This is a genomic window from Mycobacterium ostraviense, assembly GCF_002705925.1.
In the GTDB taxonomy this organism is placed as follows: Bacteria; Actinomycetota; Actinomycetes; order Mycobacteriales; family Mycobacteriaceae; genus Mycobacterium; species Mycobacterium ostraviense.
In genome coordinates this window covers 2,784,046-2,800,555 of sequence record NZ_NKRE01000001.1, presented here as the reverse complement: position 1 = coordinate 2,800,555, position 16,510 = coordinate 2,784,046, and the positions used below count along the sequence as shown (strand labels likewise).

General features: G+C 66.0%; 15 protein-coding genes, 1 pseudogene and 1 riboswitch. Of the genes and pseudogenes, 6 read left to right on the top strand and 10 right to left on the bottom strand.

Annotated features, from left to right (window positions below):
* Positions 1-77: 77 nt before the first annotated feature.
* The 5 genes and pseudogenes from CDN38_RS32405 to CDN38_RS12765 all read right to left on the bottom strand — a co-directional run bounded on the left by CDN38_RS32405 (position 78) and on the right by CDN38_RS12765 (position 2,546).
* Positions 78-563 (bottom strand): ankyrin repeat domain-containing protein, encoded by a 486-nt coding sequence (locus CDN38_RS32405; RefSeq protein ID WP_075511908.1) that lies wholly within the window; start codon positions 561-563, stop codon positions 78-80.
* Positions 560-835 carry a GH-E family nuclease gene (locus CDN38_RS33000; RefSeq protein ID WP_082277251.1) on the bottom strand — a complete coding sequence of 92 codons (276 nt, stop codon included), beginning with the start codon at positions 833-835 and terminating at the stop codon, positions 560-562. The genes CDN38_RS32405 and CDN38_RS33000 overlap by 4 nt, the downstream gene beginning before the upstream one ends.
* A 367-nt stretch (positions 836-1,202) precedes the next feature.
* Positions 1,203-1,613 (bottom strand): annotated as a pseudogene (locus CDN38_RS33555) (WXG100-like domain-containing protein); the annotation flags it as partial.
* A gap of 420 nt (positions 1,614-2,033) precedes the next feature.
* Positions 2,034-2,225, bottom strand: a complete 192-nt coding sequence (locus tag CDN38_RS12770; protein WP_233026858.1) for a WXG100 family type VII secretion target — start codon at positions 2,223-2,225, stop codon at positions 2,034-2,036.
* Between the two features lie 21 nt (positions 2,226-2,246).
* Entirely contained in the window at positions 2,247-2,546 is a 300-nt protein-coding gene (locus tag CDN38_RS12765; RefSeq protein ID WP_233026857.1) for a WXG100 family type VII secretion target, read from the bottom strand.
* Positions 2,547-2,650: 104 nt separating this feature from the next.
* A riboswitch (M-box (ykoK) riboswitch) is annotated at positions 2,651-2,822 on the top strand.
* A 273-nt stretch (positions 2,823-3,095) separates the two neighbouring features.
* On the opposite strand from CDN38_RS12765, the gene CDN38_RS12755 reads away from it, so the two are divergent.
* Both CDN38_RS12755 and CDN38_RS12750 read left to right on the top strand, forming a co-directional pair.
* Positions 3,096-3,290 (top strand): hypothetical protein, encoded by a 195-nt coding sequence (locus CDN38_RS12755; protein ID WP_075511906.1) that lies wholly within the window; start codon positions 3,096-3,098, stop codon positions 3,288-3,290.
* A gap of 106 nt (positions 3,291-3,396) precedes the next feature.
* A complete protein-coding gene (locus CDN38_RS12750; protein ID WP_099318987.1) occupies positions 3,397-5,169 on the top strand; it encodes an NRAMP family divalent metal transporter in 1,773 nt (590 codons plus the stop codon).
* A gap of 602 nt (positions 5,170-5,771) precedes the next feature.
* Here CDN38_RS12750 and CDN38_RS12745 read toward each other — a convergent pair.
* Positions 5,772-6,527: a L,D-transpeptidase gene (locus CDN38_RS12745; RefSeq protein ID WP_075511904.1), complete on the bottom strand. Its 756-nt coding sequence runs from the start codon at positions 6,525-6,527 to the stop codon at positions 5,772-5,774.
* 262 nt (positions 6,528-6,789) lie between these two features.
* On the opposite strand from CDN38_RS12745, the gene CDN38_RS12740 reads away from it, so the two are divergent.
* Positions 6,790-7,722, top strand: coding sequence for a LysR family transcriptional regulator (locus CDN38_RS12740; protein ID WP_075511903.1), 933 nt, complete (start codon positions 6,790-6,792; stop codon positions 7,720-7,722).
* Here the strand turns inward: CDN38_RS12740 and oxc are convergent.
* Positions 7,706-9,466 (bottom strand): oxalyl-CoA decarboxylase, encoded by a 1,761-nt coding sequence (oxc, locus tag CDN38_RS12735; RefSeq protein WP_075511902.1) that lies wholly within the window; start codon positions 9,464-9,466, stop codon positions 7,706-7,708. The two genes, CDN38_RS12740 and oxc, sit on opposite strands and share 17 nt — an antisense overlap.
* Before the next feature lie 273 nt (positions 9,467-9,739).
* Here oxc and CDN38_RS12730 point away from each other — a divergent pair, with 273 nt between their 5' ends.
* On the top strand, positions 9,740-11,338 hold the full coding sequence (locus tag CDN38_RS12730) for a FadD7 family fatty acid--CoA ligase (RefSeq protein ID WP_075512600.1): 1,599 nt from the start codon (positions 9,740-9,742) through the stop codon (positions 11,336-11,338).
* Positions 11,339-11,343: 5 nt separating this feature from the next.
* Here CDN38_RS12730 and CDN38_RS12725 read toward each other — a convergent pair whose 3' ends face one another.
* From CDN38_RS12725 to CDN38_RS12715, 3 genes are all read right to left on the bottom strand, one after another.
* Entirely contained in the window at positions 11,344-11,802 is a 459-nt protein-coding gene (locus tag CDN38_RS12725) for a DUF2231 domain-containing protein (protein ID WP_075512582.1), read from the bottom strand.
* Between the two features lie 10 nt (positions 11,803-11,812).
* Positions 11,813-13,969 (bottom strand): elongation factor G-like protein EF-G2, encoded by a 2,157-nt coding sequence (locus CDN38_RS12720; protein WP_075512581.1) that lies wholly within the window; start codon positions 13,967-13,969, stop codon positions 11,813-11,815.
* 308 nt (positions 13,970-14,277) lie between these two features.
* Positions 14,278-14,685, bottom strand: a complete 408-nt coding sequence (locus tag CDN38_RS12715) for a TIGR03668 family PPOX class F420-dependent oxidoreductase (RefSeq protein ID WP_075512580.1) — start codon at positions 14,683-14,685, stop codon at positions 14,278-14,280.
* Positions 14,686-14,767: 82 nt separating this feature from the next.
* Between CDN38_RS12715 and CDN38_RS12710 the strand changes: the two genes are divergently transcribed.
* Positions 14,768-15,217, top strand: coding sequence for a nuclear transport factor 2 family protein (locus CDN38_RS12710; protein ID WP_075512579.1), 450 nt, complete (start codon positions 14,768-14,770; stop codon positions 15,215-15,217).
* Positions 15,218-15,385: 168 nt separating this feature from the next.
* Entirely contained in the window at positions 15,386-16,459 is a 1,074-nt protein-coding gene (locus tag CDN38_RS12705; protein WP_075512578.1) for a S1C family serine protease, read from the top strand.
* Positions 16,460-16,510 lie beyond the last annotated feature (51 nt).

The following is a 16,510-nucleotide window of genomic DNA, read 5'->3' as shown; positions in this document are numbered from 1 at the left end:
AGGTGTGCGGCAGCTGTTGCGGAGGTCCTACGTGTCGGGCCCGGCAATCTGTGAATGGGGGCCGGCCGCGGATTGGCCTAGAGCAGATCGGCGAATACTTCCTTTTCCTCGGGCTTGCCGTAGCGGCTGACGAATCGAAGTGCGGTCGATCCGTTAGCTGTTTCGATGGTGGGATCGGCCCCGCGCTCGCGGAGTAGCCGCATGATGTCCAGCGCGGCGGGCGTGGTGTTGCGAACGGCGTTGTATAGCGGCGTTTCGTCCTTGTCGTTCCTGGCGTTGACATCAGCGCCGGCATCCAGCAAGAGCCGCACTATTTCGTCGCTTTCTCCTTTGGCTGCAAAATGCAGCGGTGTGCAACCTTGCTCGTCGATGGCGTTGACGTCGGCGCCGGCGTCTAACAGCCTGCGAGAGTTAGCCAGGATGAATTCCACTATCTTGCGGTGGTTTTCGGCTTTCAACGAGGGATCCTTGAGTGCCGTCGTATGGTCCAGGCCCACCGGCGCGTCAATGACGGCGTAGTGCAGCGGCGTTCGGCCCGCGCGGTCACGATCGTTTGTGTTCATCCTGCCTCCCTTGGTAGTTCGAATGCGTGGCTGAGGTTTCCTGGTGCGTCTTCGAGTTGATAAAGCTCGGGACGGTTGCAGTACTCGATGAGCTGCTGGCGTGTCCAGTGCCGCTGGATCGCCATGTCGCGAATGCGCCACCACTCCTGACCGCCGACGTGGCCGAGATGGTAGGTGGGATCGACCGGATAGCGGACGCCGTCGGCGCCGAGGTAATACTTGCCGTCCGCGCTCTTCGGTAGGTTCAAGATCGCATCCTCGTACTGTCTCATCGGTGGCACTGACGTAATACTTGCCGTCAGGTGTCTTCCTGGCTGCTGCCTCGACAGCTTGTCGCGTTCCGACCCTGATGTAGGGGCGCGATAGCAGATCCAGTCCCTCGGTGCCCAACAGTCCGGGGACCGTTCCCTCGGCCAAGAATAGCTGCGCGCGGGCGGCCAGCAGTGGGGAGAGTTCACCCACAGCCCGCGCGGCGTTGCCGAGGGCGCTAACGGTCGGCAGGCTAGAGGCTTCGGCCGCCACCCGGAACTCTCGAATGATCGTCGCGATCCGTGCTCCGGTGGCCGTCAAACGTGCTACGTCGACGACCTTCGACACACCCTCGCTTATGGTCGCGGTAAACGGAATCAAGACCGCCGCAACGACCTCGGTAACCGCGACAGTCGCCCCGAGCACCGCCATCTCGTGCAGGATCTTCGAGTGCGCGTCATCGATTGCTTGCGCGTAGTCCGAACACGCCTTACCTGCGGCATCAAACCCGTCGGCGACGGCTTTGAGCGAATCGCGCGCCATGGTGCAGTTGGTGGCCGCTACCGGGAACTCGGGTGACTGTTGCGCCCGCACCGACTCGATAACACCGTCGTTGGCGATATCGGCCGCCGAGCGCAGTTCACGGGCCGCCGCATGCCAGGCGTCAGCGGCCGCGCGCAGCTTGTCCTGGTGGCCGTTTGGCCACATTTCACCCTGCACGTATGCCTGAATGGTGTGCCACCAGCCCGGCACATCATCGTGCCCTCCCTCCGCCGAAGGGATCGCCGGCACTAAGAACATCGGCTTGGCGGTGGGCGGAAACGCCGGTGCACCAGCGTTATTCATGGCCGACTGCTGATCAGCATTTTGGTGGTTAACCGCCGTGGTGGCCAATAGGTCCGAACATTGGGCTGCACCCATGATCGTGGCGGTCGCCGCTTCCATGAGTCCGGCTCCACCAGCGCGTCCGCCAACTAGCGCGTCGTACTTGAGACTCCAAGAGTGGCCGGCATTGTCGGTGCCGCCCATGCCGGCAGACCCCTTTAGCACCCCTGATAGGTGGTGCACCGCAGCCGCGGCGGCGTCGTAGACCTTGCCATAGACCCGTCCGGCCTCGGCGACGATCTCAGGATCGACGTCTTGAGTCATGGCCACATCGTCGTATTGAGCTGCGCCACCCCGGTGTAATTGCGGTGGGCCACTTCAGCGTTTCTTCGTAGGTCATCGAGACCTTCCACGCATCTGCTTGTCGGCAGCCATCCACCTTTGGTGGTATTCCAGTTCGGCGTCCGCGCCCTGGCCAAGCCAGCTGCCATGCAGCTCGGCCACACATTGATCTACGGCGGTAGCGATCTGTTCAGCACGCGCAGTGAACTTTGCCAGCCGATCGGCAAAGGCCGAGAGAGCATCCAAATCGACCGTATAGCGGCCGACTCAAACCGCTGGCCCCTTCCGATACAGGGCCTCGAAAGCCTTCACCGCGGCGCTTTCATGGTCAAGCATCAGGTCCAGCGACTGCATCAGTAGCTGCGAGTGTTCCGACAAGATTTCCGCCGACTTCACATCACCGGCATGCCATTCCTCCCAGGGTGGTTCGAAAGCCGAGGCCGCAACACCGGTCCACGTCGACGACAGCTCGCACCAGTCACAGGTGATGCTGTCCAACTCCTCTTGCAACTCGTCGGCCTGATTCGCCAGAACATGCGCCGCCGACGCCATAGCTTCCAGCTTCATCGTCATTTAAGCGAAGCCCGATCACGTCGCACAAACTCACCTTGTCGGGCTTCGGTGAAACCTCGTTTGACGCGCCGCCGGTACCGGTGTAAGCATTACATTCGCAAGCACCTCGGTAGGTGAGGCGTCTGCATGGATACAGGCCACTGACCCCGAACGTCGAGAGACGCCCCGGGTCAGGACAGCTCCTCCCGGCTTAAGGGTTGAGCCCAAGTGGCTTCCGGCGAGGTCCGGATACGCCGTGCAGTGCCGAAGCTCCGACGAGAGGGGTGCGCCCAGCGATTGGCGCCGGGCGAGCCCTCCTCGTACAGGTGACTGTCGTGACACCCCCGTGTGTCCTGGCCGTGAGGAGGTGAGGGCGAGATGAGTAGTCCGGGCGATAGTCCGTATCCGAAATCCGTCTTGTCCCGATCCGGCTCCGGCATTCCTGCCGCCTGAGCTTTCCCGGACTGTTGTTGCCGCGTGCGCATTTGCACGCGGCACATGACCGGGCGCTCGCATCGCCGGCTAAGTGACGCAAGTCGATCGGGCTGCCGGCAGGAGAAACCAATGACCACGATGACCACGAACTTTGCGGTGCCACAACGGTTTACCCAGGTGACCAAGGGTCGGGGCCGGTCTCTGCTGCGTGCCGGCCGTAGGCTGTCGGGCACGCTGAGCGCGTCCTTCACCATGACCCCGCAGCAGCGAGCCGACGCGTATCTGGCGCGGATGCCCGTCGCGGTGATCACCGACCTGCACTAAGCGACAACGTGTCACTGCCCATTCAGTGGGCAGGCGCCGATCGGGCGCCCGCCCGCTGTGTCGGCCCGCCCACTATGCCAACTTCACTGAGATAGCGAGTAATCCGATGACTTCCATCACCACCGGGCGCCACGGCGGCCCGCCCGGTCGCGCACCCGCCCAAACCCCGCCCACTCCCGTCGTAGCCGACACCGCGGTGGCGGACACGGCACATAGTGGTGACATCGTCGGTGCTTTCGGGCGGATTCCTCGCGACAGCAACGGCGCAACCCGCGGACGCTGGGCGCGCCTGCGGACCTTGATGATCATCAGCGGCCCCGGCCTGATCGTGATGGTTGGCGACAACGACGCCGGCGGTGTCGCGACGTACGCACAGGCCGGGCAGGACTACGGGATGAAGCTGTTGTGGACGCTGACGTTGCTGATCCCGGTGTTGTATGTAAACCAGGAAATGGTGCTGCGACTCGGTGCCGTCGCGCGGGTTGGGCACGCGCGGTTGATATTCGAACGCTTCGGCAAGTTCTGGGGTGCATTCAGCGTCGGCGATCTGTTGATTCTCAACGCACTGACGATCGTCACCGAATTCATCGGCTTATCAATGGCACTCGGATTCCTGGGTTGTCCCAAGGTCATTGCCGTTCCGGCCGCTGCGGTGCTGTTGTTCGCCGTGGTGGCCGGCGGCTCGTTCCGCCGCTGGGAAGCGATGATGTTCCTGCTGATCGCGGTGAACGTGGTGATCATTCCCATGGCGCTGCTGGTGCACCCGACCCTCACCGGGACCGTCGACGGATTGCGGCCACAGTTCCCAGGCGGACTCGACGCCACCGTGCTGTTGCTGATCGTCGCGATCGTCGGCACCACCGTCGCACCATGGCAGCTGTTCTTCCAGCAGTCCAACGTGGTCGACAAGCGCATCACCACACAGTGGATCTCTTATGCGCGAGCGGATTTGGTGCTCGGCATCGTCGTCGTGATGGTCGGCGCGACAGCGCTGATGGCGGTGACCGCGTTCGGATTGTCCGGCACCGTGGACGCCGGGCACTTCACCGATGCGGGAGCGGTGGCAACGGGGCTGGCCAACCACTTCAGCGGCACGGTGGGCATGCTGTTCGCGATCATCCTGCTCGACGCGTCGTTGATCGGGGCGAACGCGATCGGCCTGGCCACCACCTATGCCGTCGGTGACGCGATGGGCAAGCGCCACTCGCTGCACTGGAAAGTCAGTGAAGCGCCGCTGTTCTACGGCGGCTACGCCGTCCTCCTTGCGGTGTCGGCCGCAATTGCGTTCAGTCCTGATCAGGTCCTGGGCCTGGTGACCCAGGGCGTGCAGGCGCTCGCCGGTATCCTGTTGCCCTCGGCGACCGTCTTCCTGGTCCTGCTGTGCAATGACCGCGCGGTTCTGGGGCCATGGGCAAACACGTTGCGCCAGAACATCGTTGCCTGGTCTACGGTGTGGTGTCTGGTGTTGCTGTCGCTCGCGTTGACGGTGGCGACGTTCTTCCCGCACCTGTCGACCACCACCCTGGTGGCCGGGCTCGCGGCCGGAGCGGCGACCGGCATCATGGGCGGTGCCGCCGTGATGATCGCCGGCCGGCGCACGGGCGACCGGCTTAAGGCGGAGACGATTTCGCGGGCATTCGGTGGCGGCCTGGATCCGCAAGATGTCGACGAACTCGACGACAGCTCGCTGCTGACCCGGGCCGAGCGGCGTGCTATTCGCCGGCAGGACCGGGCGAACTGGCGTACCCCCGATCTGGCCACCATCACCCGCCCGACCATGTCACCGGCCCGTCGTGCGGGCCTGTTCACCCTGCGCGGCTATCTGGTGGTGGCCGTAGTGCTGGTCGTCGTCAAGGTCGTCGAGGCCGGCCTGGGCTGATCGGGATCACGACACGCGGCACTGTGTGGGGGGATGGAAATCGCGTGCTGGTGCGGTTGGTTGCGTGGTTGCGTTCGCCGTGGTCTGGGTTGAGGCTGAAAAGGTGTTTCGGCGACCCCGTCGCGCGTTCACTACCTGCCATAGGGGCCGCGCGGGCCCATCGGAGACTCTGACGTCGCTCCGATGTCCGTTTCGAGTGTGCGTTGGTGGCGCCGAGTGTGCCGTCAGGGCGGCCGATCGTGGATATTCCCGCCCTACATACACAGTCAAAGCCGTCACCGCACACTCGATGCGGCGGCATGGCAGCCGACTCGGTGAGCACCTGAGCCTTCTCCGTCGTCCCCGAACACCTGCCATCACAACAGTTTTTAGCAAAGGGGCCTAGAAGTTTCCGGAGCCGTTGTCAGCCGGCCGAATCGCAACCGCCAGGTCAGCATCGCCGAGGCCCAAAACCAGCGGGCCCGCCCATTCACCATGAATCTCCAAGTGAGACGGGCATTTTCACGAGTCGAGGCGCACCGGGCTCAGCCTGGGGTGTGCGTGAGAGATGTGGTTGCCTTACCTAGGACTACGCGCAGCGCGGTGACTACATCAGCACCGGCTTAGCCAACCACTTCGATCGGATCGCCGACGTTGACGGTGTTGAAGTACCAGGCGGCATTGTCCGGGCTGAGGTTGATGCAGCCATGGCTGACGTTGGCGTAGCCCTGTGAGTTGACTGACCACGGCGCCGAGTGCACGTACACGCCGCTCCAGGTGACCCGAACCGCGTAGGAGGCGGTGATCAGATAGCCGTCGGAAGAGTTCAGCGGAATACCGATGGTGCGTGAATCCATCACCACGGTGCGCTCTTTCGACAGCGCGCTGAAGGTGCCGATCGGCGTCGGACGGCTGGGCTTGCCCATCGACGCCGGCATGGTGCGCAGGATCTCCCCGTTTCGGCTGACGGTGAACGTGTGCGCGGAGATGCTGGCCACCCCGATCAGCTCGTCGCCGGTTTCGAAGCCGTCCGTCAGCTCCTGCACACCCACCGAAATGTGGCTGTGGGCCGGCCAGTAGTGGTCGGGAATCCACTGCACGACGAAGCTGTCGACCCACTCGAAATGTCCGGTCATGTTGCGGGGAGAGGTGACACGAATGGTCCGTTCGGCGGCGCGGTGATCGACGACCGGCGCCGTGAAGGTCACCACCACCGGGTGTGCCACGCCCACCACTGCGCCGCTGGCGGGCAACACCGATGCGACTCCGGGCACGGGCTGCGGCAGGGGCACCGCGGCGCTCGCCAGGGCGCCCGACCCGGCCAGGGCCATCGTCGTGATTGCAACCATAACGAACAAATAACGAACTGCATGGCGCATGACAGTCACCCTTCGGGACGGCGCAATCAACACAACCGCATTCTAGTGGCTGTGTACCCGCTACGTGCTGCAGCAAACATCTCGGACTGGCGGTCCGGCTTTGCTCCGGTGGTCATGGTAGCGGTTCGTCGTCCGTCTTGCCCGAGCCGCGGCGCGGCTGGAACCCGCCGCAGTAGCCGGCCCACGACCTGATCAGACTGGCTGACCGGCCGACGACACGTTAGCCTCAGCGAAATCGTGCTCCACCGCCGAGGAGGTGTAAGTGCTCTTTCGTCAGCTGGAGTATTTCGTGGCGGTCGCCCAGGAGCGGCACTTCGCCCGGGCGGCCGAGAAGTGCTACGTCTCACAACCCGCGCTGTCGTCGGCGATCGCCAAGCTCGAACGTGAACTCAACGTCACCCTGATCAACCGCGGCCATAGCTTCGAGGGCCTTACTCCCGAGGGGGAGCGGTTGGTGGTGTGGGCCAAGCGGATTCTGGCCGAGCACGACGCGTTCAAGGCCGAGGTGGACGCGGTGCGCTCCGGTGTCACCGGGACGCTGCGGCTGGGCACCGTTCCGTCCGCGTCGACGACGGCGTCGCTGGTGCTGTCAGGTTTCTGCTCGGCGCACCCATTGGTCAAGGCTCAAATCTGCTCCCGGCTGGCCTCAACCGAGCTGTACCGCCGGCTGCGTGACTTCGAACTCGACGCGATCATCGTGCATCCGACAACGGAAGACAGCCGCGACGTGGATGTGGTGCCGCTCTACGAGGAGCGCTATGTGCTGCTCGTGCCGCCCGACATGGTGCCCCCAGGCGCGTCGACGCTGCGGTGGCCAGACGCCGCGCAACTGCCGCTGGCGCTGCTCTCGCCGGACATGCGGGACCGCCAGATCATCGATGCCGCCTTCGCCGAGCACGCAATCACGGTCAGCCCCCAGGTCGAGACGGACTCCGTCGCTTCGCTCATCGCTCAGGTGGCCACCGGCAACTGGGCATCCATCGTTCCGCACACCTGGTTATGGACGACACCGACCGGCGGCGAGATTCGTCCCGTCCCGTTGGTCGATCCCATTCGCAAGGCTCAGATCGGTTTGGCCACCAACTCCGCCGGCCCAGGATCGCCCGTCGCTCGCGCGCTCGTGGCATGCGCGCAGGAGTTGGACCTGGGCGAGTTCTTCGAAGCGCGGATGTCGGGAATCAGCCGCCGGCGCTGACCGGTGCCGGCGGGGCGGTGGCCGCGCTGGTGGGGTTCAGGCTCGCCAGGTGTCCGCTCTCCACACCGGCGGCCGGGCTGAGCTCGCAGTCGATGATCGACGGTCCCCCCGACGCCAGCGCCTCGGTCAGTGCCGCGGACAGCTCCGACGGGGTGGTGACGTGATATCCCTTGCCGCTGAACGCCTCTGCGATCAGCTCGTGACGCGCGCGAGCGTTCAGCACGGTAGGCGCCGGATCGCTGCCGGACGCCGACGTCTCGTCACCGCGGTAGACGCCGCCGTTGTTGAGGATGACCACGGTCACCGGAAGGCGGTACCGGCAGATGGTCTCGATTTCCATGCCGGAAAAGCCGAATGCGCTGTCACCTTCGATCGCGATCACCGGTCGCCCGGTCTCCACCGCGGCCGCGATCGAGTAGCCCAGGCCGATGCCCATCACCCCCCAGGTTCCGGTGTCGAGCCGGTGTCGCGGCAACTGCATGTCGATGACGTTGCGGGCCAAGTCCAGTGCGTTGGCGCCTTCGTTGACCACATACACATCGGGATTGCGTTGCAGCACAGCGCGAATAGCGCCGAGCGCGTTGTAGAACCGCATCGGGTGCGGGTCTTCGGCCAACCGCTCGCGCATCTTGGCGTCGTTGCGCGCCTTGCGATCCGACAGCTCGCCGGTCCATTCCGCCGGCGCCACGATGGGACGTCCGGCCAGACCGTCCAGCAGCGCCGACATCACCGAGCCGATGTCACCGGTCAGCGGAGCCGCCACCGGCCGGTTGCTGTCGAACTCCGACGCCGCGATATCGACCTGGATGAACTTGGCGTCGGCCGCCCACTGCGGCGACTCGCCGTGGCCCAGCAGCCAATTCAGCCGGGCCCCGACCAGCACCACGGTGTCGGCGCGCGCGATGGCCAGCGAGCGGGCCGCGCCGGCGGACTGCGGATGCGAGTCCGGCAGTAGCCCCTTGGCCATCGACATGGGCAGGAACGGAATTCCGGTGGTCTCGACGAACTCGCGAATCACGTTGTCGGCCCGGGCATATGCCGCGCCTTTGCCGAGCACGATCAGCGGCCGCCGGGCCGCGGCGAGTAGCTGCAGGGCGCGGTCGATCGCCTCGGCCGCGGGAAGTTGTCGCGGTGCCGGGTCGACCAGCCGCCAGATGCTGTCGGCGGCAACGGAGACCTCCAGTGCCTGGCCGAGCACCTCGCCGGGGATGTCGAGGTAGACACCGCCCGGCCGGCCCGAAATGGCGGTGCGAATGGCGCGCGCGACCCCGAGCCCGATGTCCTGGACCCGGTTGATCCGGTAGGCCGCCTTGGCGAATGGCCGGGCGGCGTTGAGCTGGTCGATCTCCTGGTAGTCGCCGCGCTGCAGATCCACGATGGACCGCCGGCTCGAACCCGAGATCTGGATCATCGGGAAGCAGTTTGCGGTTGCGTTGGCCAGCGCGGGCAGGCCGTTGAGAAAACCGGGGCCCGACGTCGTCAGGCAGACGCCGGGACGCGCCGTAAGGAAACCGGCGGCCGCAGCCGCATTGCCGGCCGAGCCCTCATGGCGGAAGCCGAGGTAACGGATACCAGCGGCCTGCGCGGTGCGGGCGAGGTCGGTGATCGGGATGCCGACGATCCCGTAGATGGTGTCGACGTCGTTGGCCTTGAGGGCATCCACCATCAGGTGAAACCCGTCGGTCAGGCGATCTGTGGCCGGTCCAGCCGCCGCTGCGCCGGGAGATGCCGATTGCGTGGTCATGGTGGCGACTCCTCGTGTCTGAGGGGGACCGGAGTGCTCCCGGCCGCGGATGTCTCGGTCATCACTTTGTTCCAGCACCGGGGCGGTGTCCAAGACCGGGTCGCTATTCGGTGATTTACGTTGTCTATCGACTGGTCGGCGACGGCCGGGGTGCATTCAATAGGTTCCGGCTATCGAGCGGTAGCGGATCGGTATTGGACAAGCAACGTTGTCACCGGCAGGGTGGCCATCAGGAGCCGATCCGGCACCGGCAACACCCGAGAGGAGCGTGCGATGTCATCGATCACCAAGGCGGTGGCGCAACAGTTCGCGGCCGATGGTTCCACCGAGTCGTCGAGTCCGCGGATCGCCGATCTGGTGATGGTGGCGGCAACCCGGCGGCCGGAGGCCGTCGCGCTCGTCGTGACCGCCGACCGCGTCGCGATCAGCTACCGTGACGTGATCCGGTTGGCCGACGACCTGGCCGGGCAGCTGACCAGGGCCGGTCTCTTGCCGGGCGACCGGGTGGCGCTGCGCTCAGGCAGCAACGCCGAATTCGTTGTCGCGCTGTTGGCCGCGTCGCGCGCCGATCTTGTTGTGGTCCCGTTGGATCCGGCATTGCCCGTCAGCGACCAGTGCGCCCGCGCCGAGGCTTCCGGAGCGCGCGTGGTGCTGGTTGACGGCAACGGCCACGACAACGGCGAAGATCCGGCGATCCGGTGGTGGCCGGTGGCGGTGAGCGTGGGCCGCGATGACGGCGCCCTGTCGGTCCGTTTGGACGCTGCCGGGGAACCGAAGCCGGTCACGTCCGCACCTGAGGGGCTGCGGCCCGACGACGCCATGATCATGTTCACCGGCGGGACGACGGGACTGCCGAAAATGGTTCCGTGGACGCACGGAACCATCGCCAGTTCGATCCGGGCGATCATCGCCGGGTATCGGCTGGGTCCGCAGGATGCGACGGTCGCGGTGATGCCGCTGTACCACGGTCACGGCTTGATGGCCGCGTTGCTGTCGACCCTGGCATCCGGGGGCGCGGTGTTGCTGCCGGCGCGCGGCAAGTTCTCGGCCCACAGCTTCTGGGACGACACCGACGCCGTGCGGGCCACCTGGTACACGGCGGTGCCGACCATTCACCAGATCCTGTTGGAGCGTGCCAAAACTGAACCGTCCGGCACCAAGGCCGCCCTGCGTTTCATCCGCAGCTGCAGCGCCCCACTCACCCCGGAGACGGCGCAGGCGCTGCACGCAGAGTTCAGCGCACCGGTGGTGTGTGCGTTCGGGATGACCGAGGCCACCCACCAGGTGGCCACCACAAGCCCCGACGACGACGAAAACCCGGCAGTGTCAACCGGTCTGGTGGGCAAGTCGACCGGGCCCGAGATCCGGATCGTCGGGTCCGGCGGAGTGCCCGTCGGCCCCGGCGAGGTCGGCGAGGTTTGGCTGCGCGGCCCCACGGTGGTGCGTGGCTACCTCGGCGACCCGAAGATCACCGAAGCGAACTTCATCGACGGTTGGTTGCGCACCGGCGATTTGGGGACATTGTCTGCCGACGGCGACCTCAGCATCCGTGGCCGGATCAAAGAGCTGATCAACCGGGGCGGCGAGAAGATTTCGCCGGAGCGTGTCGAGCACGTGCTGGCCACCCATCCCAACGTGTTGGAACCAGCCGTCTTCGGAGTGCCCCACCCGCTCTACGGCGAAGCCGTCGCGGCGGTGATCGTGCCTCGTCAGCCAGCGCCGACTCCTGAAGAGCTCGCCGAGTTCTGTCGGGAACGCCTGGCGGCCTTCGAGATTCCTGCCAGCTTCGAGCTGGCGAGCGAGCTGCCGCACACCGCGAAAGGTTCGCTCGACCGTCGCGCGGTCGCCACCCGGTTCGGCGGGTCCGGGTAAGACGGTTACGTGACCGAACCCCACGCGGCTCGCGCGCCGGAGTCGCCCACCCGGTATGTCTGGACCAAGGTGGCCGCAGCGGCGACCACCACCAGCAGTGTGACCAGCAGGTGCACAGCGGGTTTGACCGCGCGTCCCCGTGCCCAGCGAAGGTGGACGACCGCCTGCGCGACCACCGCCGCCGCCAGTGCAGCCGCGAAGTAGGACAGGGTTTGGCCGAGGTTCGCGTGGCTGTCGATCGCCGGCGACTGGCCTAGCTTGCCGGCCAACCACTCGCCCGAGTCCGCGGTCAACGGGGTCACGATGAGCGTGCTGACGGCCAGGACCAGAGTCAGCCAGACCAGTCGTTGGCGGGCAGCTGGCCACAGCGCGCACGTGATCGCCAGGATCGCCGTCAGCGGACCCAGCACGACGACCAGATGGTTGAGCAATATGTGGGCCGGTAGTCCGCCAACCGTCGACATGAGGCCGGCGCTACGCAGTTGACTTCACCCGGGCCGCAGCGGATTCCGGCATCGGTTCGTATCGGGCGAACGCGCGGGTGAACGATGCGGCGCCGTGGGCGAGCGAGCGTAGGTCAATGGCATACCGGGTCAACTCGACCTGAGGCACTTCGGCTTTGACCACCGTGCGTTCGTTGGCGGCGGTCTCGGTACCCAGCACGCGGCCGCGGCGCCCGGACAGATCACCCATCACCGCGCCCACGAAATCGTCGGGCACCAACACCGAGATCTCGTCGATCGGCTCGAGCAGGATCACCTTGGTCGCAGCGGCCGCATCCCGCAACGCCAGTCCACCGGCCATCTGGAAGGCGAAGTCGGAAGAGTCGACGCTGTGGGCTTTACCGTCGAGCAGGGTGACCCGCAAGTCCACCACCGGGTAGCCGGCGAGCACCCCCTTTTCCATCTGCGCCCGGACGCCCTTCTCCACGCTCGGGATGAATTGGCGTGGCACCGCGCCGCCGACCACCTTGTCGACGAACTCGAAACCGGAGCCCTCCGGCAGCGGCTCCACCTCGATGTCACACACTCCGTACTGGCCGTGCCCGCCGGATTGCTTGACGTGACGGCCGTGGCCTTTTGCCTTGCCGGCGAACGTTTCCCGCAGCGGTACCCGCAGCTCCACGGTGTCCACGGTGACGCCGTACCGATTGGCGAGCCCGTCGAGCACCACGCCGGCGTGGGCCTCGCCCATGCACCACAGCACGATCTGGTGGGTCTCCTGGTTCTGCTCGATGCGCAGTGTCGGGTCTTCGGCGGCAAGACGGCCCAAGCCGACCGACAATTTGTCCTCGTCGGTCTTGGCGTGCGCCTGAATGGCAATGGGCAACAAGGGTTCTGGCATCGTCCAGGGTTTGAGCACCAAGGGCTCGGACTTGTCCGACAGGGTGTCGCCGGTTTCCGCGCGGCTCAGCCTGCCGATGGCGCAGATGTCGCCGGCCACCACCGCGGTCGCGGGGCGCTGCTGCTTGCCGAGCGGGAACGACAGCGGTCCGATGCGTTCGTCTTCGTCGTGGTCTGGATGGGTGTTCGCCGACCCGTTCTGGTCGCCGAAAAAGGACGAGAAATGGCCCGACACATGCACCGTGGCGTCGGGCTTGATGGTTCCGGAGAACACCCGCACCAGGCTGACCCGGCCGACGTAGGGGTCGGACGTCGTCTTCACCACCTCGGCGAGCAATGGCGCGTTCACGTCGCAGGCCAACCCGGCGTGTGCGGCACCCTGCGGGGTGAACACCTCCGGTAGCGGATGCTCCATCGGGGACGGGAAGCCGCGGGTCGCGACCTCCAGCAGTTCCAGGGTGCCGACGCCGGTGCCGCTGCACACCGGGATCACCGGGAAGAACGAGCCCCGGGCAACGGCTTTCTCCAGATCCTGGATCAGGATGGATTCGTCGATATCCTCGCCGCCGAGGTAGCGCTCCATCAACGACTCGTCCTCGGACTCCTCGATGATCCCTTCGATCAGGCTGCCGCGGGCCTCCTCGATCCGATCGGCGTCCGACGAGTCCGGGGGTCGCGTGGTGCGCTTGCCGCCGGAGTACTCGTAGTGGATTTGTGACAGCAATCCGATCAGGCCGTCGCCGGCGGGTCCGGCGGGAAGGTACAGCGGTAAGACTTTGTCGCCGAACGCGTCCTGGGCGGCGGCCAGTGCCTCCGGATAGTTCGCCCGGGCGTGGTCCAGCTTGGTGATCACCACTGCGCGCGGCATGCCGACCTGGCTGCATTCCTGCCAGAGCGACTTGGTGGGCTCGTCGACGCCCTCGTTCGCCGCGATCACGAACAGCGCGCAGTCCGCGGCTCGCAACCCGGCGCGCAGCTCACCCACGAAATCGGCGTATCCAGGGGTATCGACGAGGTTCACCTTGATGCCGTCGTGCGACAGCGAGGCCACCGCGAGCCCGACCGATCGCTGCTGGCGGATCTCCGCGTCGTCGTAGTCGCAGACGGTGGTGCCGTCGGTGACCGATCCCGGCCGGGACAGCACTCCCGCCGCGACCAGCAAGGCCTCGACGAGGGTAGTCTTGCCGCCGCCTGATGGCCCCACCAGAACCACGTTGCGGACGGCGTCCGGGCCTTCCGCGGTGGGTGCGGCTCCCGCCCCCTGGGAGGCACTCGCTCTGTCGGCCATGACTTTCCTCCAGTTCTTCCGGGTTCTCCCTGGTTGTCGGCAATCCAAGCCTGCCCACTCCCGTAAGCGGTGCGTTCCCGCCCACAGGACGCACCCACAGGACGCACCCACAGGACGCAGTAGCAACTTTTCCCCCAACCGCCGCTCAGCACAAGGGCCGGCCCATGCGGTGAAACGGGGGTGCGGCACCGTCGTCGAAGGCCACCTCCTCACGAAAAGCGCTAACGCATGCGCTAGCGCTTTTCGAAGTCACGTCATGCTTCCCTAGCCGGTACCGGTGTGACCGGTGGGGCTGGTGGGCTGCCGGGTCAGCCGTGCCAGCCGGACCACCGCCGCACCGACACGGTGACGACCGGCCCGTCCAACGGAACCGATTGGTACTGAGGGTATTTCGTGCGCAGCAGCCGGTATCCGGTGTGCATGGCCGCGCCGTCGTGCTGGATCGCGGCGACTCCGTCGGCCCTGACCCACCACAACTGCGTCCAGTCGTCGTCGTAATGATCGACGAGCAGGCTGACGCGCGGATTGCTTTCGATATTGGTGAGGCGCCGCAGCCGCTGGGTGGTTTTCGGCTTCGCGTCGACGGCGGTGAAGACGAGGTCCCCATCCACCGCGAAAACCACCGGCACCAGGTGTGGCATGCCCGCGGGCGTGATCGTGGCCAGCCGCGCTACCAGGGATTGCGTGAACGCGGCCTTCGGGTCGAATTCGCCCACCTGCTCAGCCTAAAGGCCCGGCTGCTGCGCGGCTCGGGCCGATCGCCGCGGAAACCCCCGGTCGGCGGGCTACCGTTACGTCATGCCGGCGGAGACGCAGATCGCCAATCTCCTCTACCGCTATGCGGAGTGCATCGACGCCGGCGACCTGGACGAGGCGGCTGCGCTCTTCGAGCACGCTCGCATCCGGATCGACCGAACCGGCCACGACACCATCGATGCGGCGGGGCTGCTAAAGATCTGGAAGTCGCTGATCGTCTTGTATCCCGACGGGACACCCCGAACCAAGCATGTGGTCACCAATCCGATCATCGAGATCGACGGGGATCCCGACACCGCTCGGTGCCGCAGCTATTACACGGTGCTGCAGCAGACCGAGGACTTTCCGCTGCAGGCCATTGTTGCGGGCCGCTATCACGACTGCTTCGAATGCGTCGAGGGCACCTGGCGTTTTTCCTACCGCGACTTGACCCTGATCGACATGGTCGGTGATATCAGTCACCATCTGAGTTATGGCATTACGCAGGCCTAGGAGAGGCCTACAGGTGTAGGCGATATCTGCAATTTTGGCTGCCCGAAGTCGTGAGACCGACCTGCCGAGGTGGGTATTTGGACTACGGTAGATGTAGACAAAGTTGTGCTGCCCGGACCTTAAGGCTGGGACAATTCAGCTTCTTCCCCCGACGCAGGAGGTTACGGGATGAGCAACGTTCGCCACCGCCCGGTGGGGTGGTCATGGCTGGTCGCCATATTGGCCGTGCTCGGATTGGGTCTGGCCACACCGCCGGCGCCCGCATCGGCGGCGCCGTCCACATTCGCGCTGGACCGGTTCGCCGATTACCCGGCGCTGCCGCTCGACCCGTCGGCGTTGGTCGCCCAGGTCGGGCCGCAGATCGTCAACATCAACACCAAGCTGGGCTACAACAACGCGGTGGGAGCCGGCACCGGCATCGTCATCGATCCCAACGGTGTCGTGCTGACCAACAACCACGTGATTTCGGGCGCCACCGACATCAGCGCGTTCGACGTCGGTAACGGCCAAACCTACGGCGTCGACGTGGTCGGCTACGACCGCACCCAGGACATCGCGGTGCTGCAGCTGCGGGGTGCGGGCGGTTTGCCCACCGCCGCGATCGGTGGCGGGGTGTCGATCGGCGAGCCGATCGTCGCGCTGGGCAACACCGGCGGGCAGGGCGGAACGCCGCGCGCGGTGCCCGGGCGGGTGGTCGCCCTCAACCAGACCGTCCAGGCCTCGGACGCGCTCACCGGTGCCGAAGAAACGCTCAACGGGCTGATCCAGGTCGACGCCGCGATCCGGCCCGGCGACTCGGGCGGGCCGATCGTCAACAACCAAGGACAGATTGTCGGCATCAACACGGCCGCTTCCGACAACTTCCAACTGTCCCAGGGCGGGCAGGGCTTTGCCATTCCGATCGGCCAGGCGATGGCGGTCGCCAACCAGATCCGCTCTGGAGGCGGGTCGCCCACGGTGCACATCGGACCGACCGCCTTCCTCGGCCTGGGCGTCGTCGACAACAACGGCAACGGCGCCAGGGTGCAGCGAGTGGTGGGGACTGCGCCCGCCGCGTCGATCGGGATCTCCAATGGCGACGTGGTCACCGCGGTCGACGGCATCGCGATCAGTTCGGCTACCGCCTTGTCTGATGTGCTCAACGGGCATCATCCCGGCGACGTCGTCTCGATCAGCTGGCTGTCCAAGTCGGGGGTCGCCCGCACCGAGAACGTGACGCTGGCGGAAGGGCCGCCGGCCTGAGCTACGCGGGGATGATCACTGCCGGCCGGCGAATTCGGTTGGCGCCGACAG

Bases quoted from the DNA above. Each gene is read 5' to 3' on its own strand.
- CDN38_RS32405 (WP_075511908.1), bottom strand. From the start codon at position 563: ATGAACACAAACGATCGTGACCGCGCGGGCCGAACGCCGCTGCACTAC.
- CDN38_RS33000 (WP_082277251.1), bottom strand. From the start codon at position 835: ATGAGACAGTACGAGGATGCGATCTTGAACCTACCGAAGAGCGCGGAC.
- CDN38_RS12765 (WP_233026857.1), bottom strand. From the start codon at position 2,546: ATGAAGCTGGAAGCTATGGCGTCGGCGGCGCATGTTCTGGCGAATCAG.
- CDN38_RS12755 (WP_075511906.1), top strand. From the start codon at position 3,096: ATGACCACGATGACCACGAACTTTGCGGTGCCACAACGGTTTACCCAG.
- CDN38_RS12750 (WP_099318987.1), top strand. From the start codon at position 3,397: ATGACTTCCATCACCACCGGGCGCCACGGCGGCCCGCCCGGTCGCGCA.
- CDN38_RS12745 (WP_075511904.1), bottom strand. From the start codon at position 6,527: ATGCGCCATGCAGTTCGTTATTTGTTCGTTATGGTTGCAATCACGACG.
- oxc (WP_075511902.1), bottom strand. From the start codon at position 9,466: ATGACCACGCAATCGGCATCTCCCGGCGCAGCGGCGGCTGGACCGGCC.
- CDN38_RS12730 (WP_075512600.1), top strand. From the start codon at position 9,740: ATGTCATCGATCACCAAGGCGGTGGCGCAACAGTTCGCGGCCGATGGT.
- CDN38_RS12725 (WP_075512582.1), bottom strand. From the start codon at position 11,802: ATGTCGACGGTTGGCGGACTACCGGCCCACATATTGCTCAACCATCTG.
- CDN38_RS12720 (WP_075512581.1), bottom strand. From the start codon at position 13,969: ATGGCCGACAGAGCGAGTGCCTCCCAGGGGGCGGGAGCCGCACCCACC.
- CDN38_RS12710 (WP_075512579.1), top strand. From the start codon at position 14,768: ATGCCGGCGGAGACGCAGATCGCCAATCTCCTCTACCGCTATGCGGAG.
- CDN38_RS12705 (WP_075512578.1), top strand. From the start codon at position 15,386: ATGAGCAACGTTCGCCACCGCCCGGTGGGGTGGTCATGGCTGGTCGCC.